This window comes from Methylotuvimicrobium sp. KM2 (assembly GCF_038051925.1).
GTDB lineage: Bacteria > Pseudomonadota > Gammaproteobacteria > Methylococcales > Methylomonadaceae > Methylotuvimicrobium.
Genome location: NZ_CP150634.1, coordinates 808927 through 820292, shown reverse-complemented (window position 1 = coordinate 820292; position 11366 = coordinate 808927). Strand labels below are relative to the sequence as shown.

The window sequence follows — 11366 nt, the reverse complement described above, 5'->3', positions numbered from 1 at the left end:
TGATTAAAGACTTCACGACAACAGATAGCCCCTGGTCATCGGTCATTCCCAACTTACGCAGGGCTTACCCGTACATCTTAACCCAGCTTTAACAAGTGTAGCGCCTACCGCCTATGCTATTGAAATATAATAATTAAAAATCATGCCAAATTTAACTTTGTAGTGCCATAAAATTAATTATTGCATATTATTCAATAACCTATTGACGCGCAATGTTAAGGCTGGGTTAAGTTTATTGAAAAGAGGCATCAGTACAATCATGACGCGAGGCATATTGCAATGCCGTGATCATGAACCTCCACCAGATGACTATGCAAACTTTTGATCGCGTCAGTGTAGGCATCTTCATCTATTACAAACTGCATATCGACTTGACGCATAGACTGGTGCATCGCCAACACGCTGATCTGTTTCTCTGCCAGTGCCGAGACAGTTTTAGCCAGAATACCCGGGATTTTCATGTCGCTGCCGATGGCGGAAACAATCGAAACTTTTTGCTGATTGATTTCGGCATCCGGATAGATCTCTTGCAGGGCATCGCGGATGCGCCGGATTTTTTTCAGACTCGCAGATAAGTAATGGGTAATGGTATTGGCATTAATGTCTTTGGAAACAATATGCGCTCTGAAGCGGCGGATCAGCGCCAGGATTTCCCGGTCGTAATTGTGAATCTCGCCCGCCATGTTTTGATCGAATACTTCGAACGCATAAACACCTTTACATCCGGCGATAATCTCTACGCAAGGCTTGCTGCTGACATAATCGCCGGTGATCAGCGTCCCGGCATGATCCGGTTCAAAGGTGTTTCTGACGCGTAGCGCTATCTCGTTCTGACGCAAGCCTTTTGCCGCCTTGGGATGAATCGCCTCCATACCCAGATTCGCAAGTTGGTCGGCCACATCGTAATTGGTGCGGCCAATCGGCACGGCCTTGTCTTCACCCACCAGACGCGGATCGGCACTGCTCAGATGAAACTCCTTATGAATAATGGCTTCATCCGCCTCGGTCAACACCGCAATCCGGCTGAAAGTCATTTCACTGTAGCCCCGGTCAAACGTTGACATCAGGCCGTCAATACTGTGCGCATAGCCCGTGGCGATTGGTAGCTGCCGGCTCAGATCGATCTCGGCAAAGGCTTTTTTAATGCGTTCGTCGAGCGTCATGTGCTTATCGGTCCGCCAACCGGTTAGATCCACAAAGACAGCGTTAATGCCGTCTTGTTGCAGTAACTGGACAGTGTTCCACGCACTGTGCGCCTCGCCGATGCTGGCCAGCATTTCCCGGACTGTAGAAAGATGCGCATCCAGTGAAAAATGACCATGCTGGCAAAGACGCTGCAAATCGGCCAGACAGCGTTCCGTGTCATCAAGCCGTTCGCCAATGAACGCGTCGGCTTTTTTGATGGCTTCAGCAGTGTCAAAAATGTTGGCATTGATTGCAAACATTTCTTGCTTAAGTGTTACCAACGAAGCTTGCCAACCGGCATCGTTTAGACTGTTGGCAAACTGACCATAAATTCCGGCATGACCGTTTTTTTTGTGCTCCAGCAACATATCGGTGATACCTCCATAGGCGGAGACCACAAAAATACGCTGATAAAGATCCTCGCGATGAACCGGTTTGAGAATGATATTGTCGCGCACGGCAACATAATCGCTCATGGATGTGCCGCCGATTTTTTCAACGGTGTGAAAAGTCATAACGTCCTCTCTTACTTCGTGGATGCCGAGGGCTTCACCGCCCTGCCATGAGTGAAAATCAGTCACTGACTGTTTCGGCTTCCAGTTCATAGGCACCTTCTGCGTTGTGCACTTCCTTACCGTTCAGAGGCGGGTTAAAGACGCAAGCCAGCTGTAACTCCTTGAAGGCGCGCAGAATATGCCGATCATGTTGATTCAGGTTATAGAGCGTGCCCGGTGTAATAGGATACTTTTTGCCATCGTCCAGCGTTTCAACTTCGCCTTCACCACTGATGCAATACACCGACTCAAGGTGATTCTGGTAATGCATGCGAAAATCGGCGCCGGCGAAAATGGTGGTGATATGAAAGGAATAGCCCATACCGTCATCCTTCAACAACATGCGGGTGCTTTCCCAGTTGCCGTCAGGTGAAACGATGCGTCTGCTAGTCTGCTGTGCGTCTTGTAACTGTCTTACGATCATTTTGGTTCTCTTCAGTAGATTCTCGAATAGGCTGATTGGGTCAGCAGGCTTCAGTACCCGGCTTTGCTGACTTCTTCACTGACAGAGTAGTCGCCTTCAAAAAAGTCCTTTCCTTCTGGGATTGTGTCTGCTTTATCACAGACCTCTTTAATGGCTTGCTCAAGAATGTCGATGCCTTTTTCCAGCTCCTCATCTGTAATAATCAGCGGACACAGGAACTTCACGACATGATCGTCTGCGCCACTGGTTTCAATAATCAAACCTTTCTGAAAACATCTGCGGGTAATCTGACCGGCCAAATCACCGCTGACACAGTTAATGCCTCGGAACATACCTCGCCCATGCGAGTTGAAGTTACCCTCGCCATACTTGGCGACAATAACATCTACACGATCGGCAATGTACCGGCCTTTGCGCTGGACCTCTTTGGCAAAGCCGTCGTCTTTCCAGAAGTGATCAATCGCCGCCTTGGCGGTGACAAAGGCATGATTGTTACCTCGGAAGGTGCCATTGTGCTCGCCTGGTGACCATTGATCGATTTCGGGTTTCATCAGAACGATGGCTAACGGCAAACCATACCCGCTGAGCGATTTCGACAAGGTCACAATATCAGGATAAATTCCGGCTTCTTCAAAGCTAAAGAAAGTGCCGGTGCGACCGCAACCGGCCTGGATATCATCAATAATCAGCAACACATCATGGCGTTTGCAGATTTCCGACAGGCTTTTTAACCACGTCATTGACGCGGCGTTGATACCGCCTTCGCCCTGGACCGTTTCAACGATGACGGCAGCCGGTTTATCGACGCCACTGCTGGAATCCGACAGCATTTTGTCGAGCAAATTGGTGGTATCGAAATCATCACCCAGATAGCCGTCATAGGGAATACGGGTTGAGCCATGCAAAGCAATGCCGGCGCCGCCACGGTGAGTGGAATTGCCGGTAACCGACAGCGACCCCAGCGTCTGGCCATGCCAGCCATTGGTAAACGAAATAATATTTTCACGACCGGTTTTTTTACGGGCAATCTTCAGTGCCGCTTCAACCGCGTTGGTGCCGGTGGGACCGGTAAACATCACTATGTAGTCCAAATTCCGCGGCTTGAGGATGTGCTCATTAAAACTTTCCAAAAACTCTCCTTTGGCACGGGTATGCAAGTCCAAGCCCTGCGTGATGCCATCATTCTGGATATACTCAAGCAGCTTTTCCTTGAATACCGGGTGATTGTGACCGTAATTCAAGGAACCTGCACCGGCGAGAAAGTCCAGGTATTCATTACCTTCATGGTCATAGATTTTTGCGCCTTGGGCGCGATCAAACACCCGTGGAAAAGCGCGGGCATACGAACGAACTTCCGATTCAATTTCTTCAAAGATTTTCATTCTAATTCTCTCCTGAGCAAGATGGGATAATAGTGTAGCGATTAAGCCTGAACCGCTTTGAACGGCCCGACCTTCACCAGCATTTCGGTTTCATGTTGATCTGCAAAATGGCGTGTCTTGTCAAACATCACAGCACTGCCAATTTGGGTATCCAATTTTTTTGCCAACCCCTCAAACAGGGCCCATGAGGCCTTATTGTTCGGGGTGATGGTCGTTTCGATTCGGTTGATATCCTGATTGGCCGGCCGCGCCAGAATGGCTAAGAGCATCCGCGTGGCAAGCCCTTGACCTCGGGCTTTTTCGCCGACAGCCACCTGCCAGACAAACAATGTATCCGGACGTTGCGGAATACGATAACCCGAGACAAAACCAACCAACTCATCGCCAATTTTGGCCGCCACCGCCGTTTCAGAAAAATGGCTGCTCTGCAGCAAATTGCAGTACATCGAATTGGGATCCAGGGGCGGACACTCGCTAATCAGCCGATGCACCTGCGCCCCAACTTCGGCAGTAGGCTGGCTAAGTGTAATGATGGGCGAGGGAGTTTTATCAGACAACATATAAACAACTCTATTATTTAGATTTCTGTGCAATTAACTCGGCTTTAATTGGATAAGCCGAGCTTAAATCATGATTTTATTAGCCATCAGCACAAATATTCTGGCTTCACTGGAAAACATAATATATAGTACACTAAATAATTTAAATGTCCAGGCCGCGTACTTTTGCTTAATTTTAATTAGATGTCATATCAAATTATGCCTTTCGTACTTCAAATTTCGGTAGCACCCGCGGAGGCGCCGAATTTTGATCTTCGATGGGTATACAATAATGGCTTTGTAACGCGACTGACTCTATTTCAATGATCGGTGATTAATGATGCAAAACCCACAACCGCACGCTCCTCATTCGCTGGATACGCTCGACTTAAATCCGGTTGAAAAGGAACATTTGCTGAATCAAATTGAAGAAGTGCTGGTCGCATTACGCAGAGTGATTCGCGCCACCGACCTGCACTCAAAATATCTGGCAAAGACCACTAGCCTGACCGCACCTCAGATTCTTTTATTACAGACACTACGCGCCAAAGGTCAACTGACCATTGGCGAGCTAGCTCAGGACATGAGTCTCAGCCAAGCGACTGTGACAACAATTCTGGATCGCCTGGAAAAACGTCAACTAGTGTTCCGGCAGCGCTCCCAGACTGATAAGCGAAAAGTCCATGTCTATATGACTGAAGCTGCCACGGAAATGCTAATAAATGCTCCTATCCCCTTGCAGGATCGCTTTACACGGGAATTCAGCAAATTACAGGAATGGGAACAGCTGATGATTATTGCATCACTGCAGCGTGTTGCTCAGATGATGGACGCGCAAGACATCCCTGTTACTAAAGAAGCGTTTGATTTTCCGGTTTAAGCTCTAATGATTCAGCTCAGTTGCAACCCGGAAGCTCCAACTTCCAGAGCAGAGACCGACATAACCTCCGCACATTCTCAATCACCCCCAACTCGCTTGTTCAATCTTTTTTGATTGCCGGGAAGCTAGAGCTTCCTGAACAGGTTACCCAAGCTGGAGCTTGGGTAACAGCATAAAGGTATATTTAGCCTAGCTGCCCCCGAACATCAATAAACTTAACATCAATAAACTTACTTATTGATGTTCTTTACTGTGAAAGTTCGCCAAAACGAACCTTCGCTGTTTCCTAAGCTCTGCTTGGGAAACGATTTCGCAAGCTCCGCTTGCCGTCACGGGAAGCAGAGCTTCCGAGACTGCCTTCCCAAGCCGAGCTTGGGAAGGAGCGAAATCTCCGCTCTGGTAATTCCGGTTCCGGAGAGGGTGCGGTTGCTCGACCGGCAGGCGTCGGCGGCAGGGACAGCCGCCGTCGAGCCTACATGGACGTATTCACGGCGTCCTGTCGGGCGAGTGACCGCACCCTCCATCACCAGAGAACTTTCATTTGCCGGGGCGATGACTAGGCCTTCATGAACGTTACTTTTTCAACAAAAAAAACAAGCCAAAGAGTGTCGTCAACGAGTAGCTGAAGCCGTAGATGATCGATATCGCCGCACTCTCCTCTGCCGGTAAACCGGCAAACGATAAAACATATACGGCAAACATTTCTCTCGTCCCCCAATCCGAGATAGAAATAGGCAACAATGTCAACCCGGCGAAAATCAGCGGTAATAATGTAAACAGTGTAAACGGCAGCTTCGGGGCGCCCAAACCGTAAGCCGCCAATAAAAAGCCAAGCATCAACAACAATTGAATCAACGACGATAACTCATAATGCGACTGTCCGAGACTCATGACTTCACTGATTTTATTACGATCCATCAGGGTTCGAGTTTTCGTAGATAACACGACCCTATACAGAACAACACCGGAAATCGCTAAGATCGCCAGACTTTGCAGCAACGTCGCAGCCGGAATCATTTCGGCAAATAATGGCCAATTCAACGGCAAGGTCAGTAGCAATATAAACACTAAAGCAACCAATCCCGACAAACGGTCAAGCACTTGGCTACCGATCAACGATTGATTGTCCCCATAATCTTGAAGCACTTTGAACCGAGCCACTTCGGAAAAAATCAACGGCGGCCCGATTTGGCCGCTTAACGCGCCAATCCATATTGCTTTCAAATAATCCGCATAATCAGCCTCAACACTCAATTGTTGAGCAATGAGCCGCCATCGGTAAGCCATCAACATCAGCACGGCAACATGACAAACCACCAAGAGCAACCCAAACGCCGGATTAAAACCACGCAAAGTCTGCCAGAGCAAATCGTTATCGGTTTTATTCAGGATAATCACCAACAAGCCGATAGCGATAAACCATCGAAAAATTACCGTTAGCCACTGTTTTGATTTATGCATCATATCCACCCACTATATTGAAGGAACAGCGTTTATCTTCAGCGATCAATGGACTGTAAGCTGTTTAGCCCAGCCTATCTAACTATCTTGAAGATACGCTCATCAACCCGAAAATGCATTACATCCTTAAAATTTGACTCTGTTCGCGTTAATAGTTGAAGCGTTTACAACAATCTCGAAACTTGAAGACAGTAGGGTACGCTATGCGTACCAGAGCAGCGCACCCAATTCTTTACGGCGGTCCTCGATATACACATCCCATACCTTATTTTCACGCTCTTTCCCAAGCTCCAGCTTGGGAAAGACATCCCGGAAGCTCTAGCTTCTTGAGACCGACACAACCTCCGCACATTCTCAATCAACCACGACTCGCTCGTTCAATCTTTCTTGATTGCCGGGAAAGGGAGTAACTGACTAACTTAGACTCGACAAGCAAAACGCTTCCCTACATAAACGTTCAAAAATCGTGAAGCATTGCCCCCACGACCGACCTTCAAAACATTGTTGCTCCCGAAATCTGTGCCGTAACGCCGACTCGCTAATCAACCTTGCTAAATGAACACGCAGCGCATCAACATCGCCGGCGACAAACAAAAAACCGTTGACTCCATGTTGAACAATTTGCCCGGCTGCTCCGGTCTCGGAACAAACGATCGGCAGACGCATCGCCGCCGCCTCGGCCAGCGCGATGCCATAGGATTCGAAATGGCTAGCGGAGACAAAAATATCCGAACCGTACATCAATTCCGCGACCTGCTCCGAAGTCAGAACACCTTCGTAACGAATGCGATCGAGTAGATTCAATTCACCGGCAGTACGCCAAATACGTTGCGTAAATTCCGCATTAACCCTATCGCTGCCGCAGAAATGCCATTGCCACGGATATTCAGTCAAAACGGCCAGTGCCTCAAGAATATCGAGATAGCCTTTTTCCGGCAATAAATTAGCGACGCTTAGCATGCGAACAATTGAATCATTAGCTTTTATAGGCAGTAATTCCGGTTTGAATGCTTCGTCTATTCCCGGCTCGCACAAGCCGACCGATTTGCTTGGAAACCGTTCTTGAATCTCGTCGAAAACCGCTTGCCCGGTCGCAATGACAAAACGCATCGACTCGATCGCTCGGCACTCAATCTCGTGCCAAACGGCCCGACCGCGCGCCGCCGCCAACGGGTTCAGAGACGGCAAATAATGACATAAAAGACAACTGGGACTGCCTTTTAGCGTTTCAGCCATGCCTGCCAACTCTCGCCAAAATAGACTATCCCAAATCAACAACTCGTAATTTTTCTGCCATTCGGCCAGTCGTTCGCGATCGATAGCCGAGACAGTGACCGAATGCAACGGAAAACGGCACAGGCGTGCTTGATGTAGTATATTCCGGTTATAGAGATTGCCTCCCGAAATTTCGCTAAGAGGCGGATGTAACAATGCTATCTTCATCGCAACACTCCGAATGAATTCGGCACCATGATAACGGAACCCTTGATACAAACTAAATTGATTCGTTGGAGCAACCTGCATTCGGCGGTCTTGTTAGCGGCCAGCACTGCAATGCTTCTGTTCTCATGGCCTATCGAACTACTGCTAGGCTCTGCGGCGTTGTCGTTTGCCTGGTTCATTGTTCGCGGCCCAGGCAATTGGACATCAATAGGTCAATTCGGCCCCGCCAATGCCGTGACCTTGTTTCGCTTGCTGCTGATCTTTAGCTTGGTAACTTTCGCCCACCAGCCGGACTTGATAATTCTCCTGGCATTACTGGTTCTATGCCTTGACGGCGTTGACGGTTGGTTAGCGCGTAAATTTAATTGCGTATCGGAATTCGGCGAATATTTCGATAAGGAAACCGACGCTTTTTTCATGTTGATGCTGTGCTGGCTGATCGTACTCGATCAGCGACTGGGGTTGTGGATACTCATACCGGGATTGATGCGCTACGTATTCGTGTGCTTTTTAATGCTCGCGAAGCCGCCAGCTTACAAAGAACAACAAACGACCACAGGCAAAGTCGTTTTCGTCGTCACGATGTTGGTTTTAATCGCCTGCTTTACCGACTATCCAGCGATCTATCAGCCTTTGGCGCTCGCCATCACGCTGCTACTCTGCTATTCGTTTATCGCCTCGATCCGCTTGATTTACCGCTCCGCCCGCAATGATGAATAAGCTTAAAACCCGACAAGTCGAAGGTTCCGCCGATATTCGCGCGTTTTTCGACCGCATCGCCGGCAGTTACAGAGAAACGCACGGTCGCCCCGACCGCCTTTTAGCTTACCGCCTTTCAATCATCCGGCCATTGCTCGGCAAACGACGCGGCACATTGCTCGAAATCGGCTGCGGCACCGGCATGCATTTATTCGAATTAGCCGGCCTTTATGAACAGGCTATCGGCACAGATCTTTCACCGAATATGATTTCGGAAGCCGAAACATTACGCGAACAGCATTCGAATCGTGAAACCATCCGATTTGCGATCGACCCCGCCGAACAATTAAAGACTATCGAATCCGGGCGAATCGATACCGTACTTTGCGTCGGCGCATTCGAACACATGCCGGACAAGCCGCGAGTGCTTCGACAAATCGCGCGTGTCTTGAAACCCGGCGGCGAATTCATTTGCCTAACCCCGAACGGCGCTTATTGCTGGTACACGGCGATCGCCCGCAAATTTCGCTGGGACACCCGGCACTTGAGCAGCGACCGCTTCATGACTAGACAAGAGCTGTGCGGGTTACTAAACGATGCGGGACTGGCGCCGGAAACGATAGGCTATTGGACTTTCATCCCAAAAGGCGACATGCCTTCGCCCATTTATTGGCTGTTGTCCGGTTTGAATATTATCGGTGAAAGGCTAAAAATACCGGCATTGCGCGGCGGAATATATCTGAAAGCCGTTTTTAAGCATGGGCAAAGCAAGGATGCCTACAAGGCTGAATAATTCATAATGACGTGAAGTAGCATAATATAATGGATGTGCTGTTACCCAAGCTCCAGCTCTCATCGTTTTACATAAATTGTAGGGTACGCTGCGCGTACCAAAGCCGAGCCCTGGCGGTTCGGTTGGCACATGAATATCGCGGGGTTACCATGGGACGCACAGCGTACCCTACGCGGTTCGTCTAGCAGCGTAGCCCGGATGGAGCATAGCGCAATCCGGGAAGTTCGGCGCCACGCCAGACCCGTATTCCGCTCCGCTGCATACGGGCTACGTGCTCCATGATTGAACTAAATCAGTCTCTCACTAACCCCTCAGCGCGCGCCGAACGGACAGTGGATGCTTGGCGACGGCATAGTGTTTGTGCAAACCGGTTATTTCACAGGTACCGCCCGATCTTTGATACTCGGCGCGAAAATAATAGATGAATTCCAATACCGTGCTATCGATCAAATTGGCTTCACTTAAATCGAAAATCACCTGCTTACCTTTAGGCAAGGTGCCGGTCATGCTTTTTAACGCCAGAAAGTTTGAAAACACGGCCGCCCCGTGGACCTGTACATGAAAATTGCCGGGTTCCTGTTCATCAATACGATAGGCGGCCTGAAAAATCTGGACCGGCTTCAAGCCACGCAAGCCATGCAGCGCCAGCTCAGTGACAATACCGATCAACACCCCTAACAAAAGATCCGTCAGCAAAATACTGATCAAGGTCACGACAAACACCAGAAAATGGCCGAAACCAATACTCAAGGTTTTGGCAAACTCCATCGGCGAGGCGAGTCTGAATCCCGTATAAACCAATAGTGCCGCTAATGATGCCAGCGGAATCTCTTGTATCAGATTGGCGCCTAAGCTGATAAATAGCAGCAGGAATACGCCATGAAAAAAGTTCGACCAACTGCTTTGCGCGCCATAACTGATGTTTGACGAGCTGCGCACAATTTCCGCAATCATCGGCAACCCGCCGACTAGGCCGCAGAGGGTATTACCCATGCCGATGGCCATCAAATCGCGGTTCAAATCGGAACAACGATGTTTGGGGTCTAACTTGTCCACCGCCGCGGCGCTCAATAAGGTTTCCAAACTGCCGATAAGAGTGATGTTAAAAACGCAGAACCAAAATTTAGCCGTGCCGATCATCGCAAAGTCCGGCAAATACAGCGCATCCATCGGATTGCTTGGAAGATTGAGCAAAAAAGAAGGACCGATTAAAAACTCGCCCTGACTTAAAAACTGCGTCACTACAGAATGATAGCGGTGTACATGATCTAAATTGAAGTAATACGTCAACAGCAAACCGGAAAATAAAACCCAAAGCGGCGCCGGTAACATACGACTGAATTTAAAAGGGAGACGAGGCCAAAAGATCATGACGGCTAAGCCGATCAAGCCAATCATCGCGATAGGAACATTCATATTGATCACTGCCCTCGGCAAAGCCATCGCTTGTTGCACAATGGAGCCTGCCTCCGCCGGAACCCCAAGCAAAACATAACTTTGTTTAACCAGAATAATAATGCCGATGGCAGCCAGCATCCCGTGTACTACCGAGGAAGGAAAAAAGGCACTGAGTTTACCCGCGCGCAATGCGCCCAGGGCAATTTGGATCAAGCCGGATATCATGATGGCCGCCAACGTATAGGTAACGCCGGCGGCAGCATTGCCTCCGCCCAAAGTCTGCACGGAATCCAACACCACAACGATTAAACCGGCCGCCGGCCCGTTGATCGTAAGCTGTGTCCCACTCACACGAGACACCAAGAGCCCACCGATGATCGCGGTAATCAGGCCGCTCATCGGAGGAAAACCCGAGGCCATCGCGATACCTAAACATAGCGGCAAGGCGATCAGAGAGACAAAAAAGCCGGAACGAAGATCGTTATAGAAAAGTGTTTGAGTCATGAATGTTATGGGCAATGATAGGGTTACGATAACTGCCCAATAGATTATCTTTTCAGACCACTTTAATCTAATATATTATTTCTGTATTTTTGTTATATTTTATA

General features: G+C 48.9%; 10 protein-coding genes. 3 read left to right on the top strand and 7 right to left on the bottom strand.

Annotated elements, in window-relative coordinates:
- Positions 1 to 257 precede the first annotated feature (257 nt).
- The 4 genes from WJM45_RS03660 to ectA are packed head-to-tail and all read right to left on the bottom strand — an operon-like array spanning position 258 to position 4105.
- A complete protein-coding gene (locus WJM45_RS03660; protein WP_341327630.1) occupies positions 258 to 1700 on the bottom strand; it encodes an aspartate kinase in 1443 nt (480 codons plus the stop codon).
- Between the two features lie 58 nt (positions 1701 to 1758).
- Entirely contained in the window at positions 1759 to 2163 is a 405-nt protein-coding gene (locus tag WJM45_RS03655) for an ectoine synthase (RefSeq protein ID WP_341327629.1), read from the bottom strand.
- A 50-nt stretch (positions 2164 to 2213) separates the two neighbouring features.
- Positions 2214 to 3545, bottom strand: coding sequence for a diaminobutyrate--2-oxoglutarate transaminase (gene ectB, locus WJM45_RS03650; RefSeq protein ID WP_341327628.1), 1332 nt, complete (start codon positions 3543 to 3545; stop codon positions 2214 to 2216).
- Positions 3546 to 3586: 41 nt separating this feature from the next.
- Complete coding sequence (gene ectA / locus WJM45_RS03645; protein ID WP_341327627.1) at positions 3587 to 4105, bottom strand: diaminobutyrate acetyltransferase; 519 nt, start codon at positions 4103 to 4105, stop codon at positions 3587 to 3589.
- Between the two features lie 316 nt (positions 4106 to 4421).
- On the opposite strand from ectA, the gene WJM45_RS03640 reads away from it, so the two are divergent.
- On the top strand, positions 4422 to 4964 hold the full coding sequence (locus tag WJM45_RS03640) for a MarR family transcriptional regulator (RefSeq protein WP_341327626.1): 543 nt from the start codon (positions 4422 to 4424) through the stop codon (positions 4962 to 4964).
- 573 nt (positions 4965 to 5537) lie between these two features.
- Here the strand turns inward: WJM45_RS03640 and WJM45_RS03635 are convergent.
- Positions 5538 to 6428 carry a lysylphosphatidylglycerol synthase transmembrane domain-containing protein gene (locus tag WJM45_RS03635; RefSeq protein WP_341327625.1) on the bottom strand — a complete coding sequence of 297 codons (891 nt, stop codon included), beginning with the start codon at positions 6426 to 6428 and terminating at the stop codon, positions 5538 to 5540.
- A gap of 411 nt (positions 6429 to 6839) precedes the next feature.
- Entirely contained in the window at positions 6840 to 7868 is a 1029-nt protein-coding gene (locus tag WJM45_RS03630; protein WP_341327624.1) for a glycosyltransferase family 4 protein, read from the bottom strand.
- Positions 7869 to 7895: 27 nt separating this feature from the next.
- On the opposite strand from WJM45_RS03630, the gene WJM45_RS03625 reads away from it, so the two are divergent.
- Together WJM45_RS03625 and WJM45_RS03620 are read left to right on the top strand one after the other, a co-directional pair.
- Positions 7896 to 8588 carry a CDP-alcohol phosphatidyltransferase family protein gene (locus WJM45_RS03625; protein ID WP_341327623.1) on the top strand — a complete coding sequence of 231 codons (693 nt, stop codon included), beginning with the start codon at positions 7896 to 7898 and terminating at the stop codon, positions 8586 to 8588.
- The gene (locus WJM45_RS03620; RefSeq protein WP_341327622.1) at positions 8578 to 9360 is read left to right on the top strand and encodes a methyltransferase domain-containing protein; all 783 of its coding nucleotides are present in this window, start codon (positions 8578 to 8580) and stop codon (positions 9358 to 9360) included. Before WJM45_RS03625 ends, WJM45_RS03620 begins: the two co-directional genes overlap by 11 nt.
- A 303-nt stretch (positions 9361 to 9663) precedes the next feature.
- Here the strand turns inward: WJM45_RS03620 and WJM45_RS03615 are convergent, their stop codons facing one another.
- Positions 9664 to 11262 (bottom strand): SulP family inorganic anion transporter, encoded by a 1599-nt coding sequence (locus WJM45_RS03615; protein WP_341327621.1) that lies wholly within the window; start codon positions 11260 to 11262, stop codon positions 9664 to 9666.
- Between the last annotated feature and the right edge of the window lie 104 nt (positions 11263 to 11366).

Excerpts from the sequence above, each read along its gene's own strand:
- WJM45_RS03660 (WP_341327630.1), bottom strand. The coding sequence starts at position 1,700 with ATGACTTTTCACACCGTTGAAAAAATCGGCGGCACATCCATGAGCGAT.
- WJM45_RS03655 (WP_341327629.1), bottom strand. The coding sequence starts at position 2,163 with ATGATCGTAAGACAGTTACAAGACGCACAGCAGACTAGCAGACGCATC.
- ectB (WP_341327628.1), bottom strand. The coding sequence starts at position 3,545 with ATGAAAATCTTTGAAGAAATTGAATCGGAAGTTCGTTCGTATGCCCGC.
- ectA (WP_341327627.1), bottom strand. The coding sequence starts at position 4,105 with ATGTTGTCTGATAAAACTCCCTCGCCCATCATTACACTTAGCCAGCCT.
- WJM45_RS03640 (WP_341327626.1), top strand. The coding sequence starts at position 4,422 with ATGATGCAAAACCCACAACCGCACGCTCCTCATTCGCTGGATACGCTC.
- WJM45_RS03635 (WP_341327625.1), bottom strand. The coding sequence starts at position 6,428 with ATGATGCATAAATCAAAACAGTGGCTAACGGTAATTTTTCGATGGTTT.
- WJM45_RS03630 (WP_341327624.1), bottom strand. The coding sequence starts at position 7,868 with ATGAAGATAGCATTGTTACATCCGCCTCTTAGCGAAATTTCGGGAGGC.
- WJM45_RS03625 (WP_341327623.1), top strand. The coding sequence starts at position 7,896 with ATGATAACGGAACCCTTGATACAAACTAAATTGATTCGTTGGAGCAAC.
- WJM45_RS03620 (WP_341327622.1), top strand. The coding sequence starts at position 8,578 with ATGATGAATAAGCTTAAAACCCGACAAGTCGAAGGTTCCGCCGATATT.
- WJM45_RS03615 (WP_341327621.1), bottom strand. The coding sequence starts at position 11,262 with ATGACTCAAACACTTTTCTATAACGATCTTCGTTCCGGCTTTTTTGTC.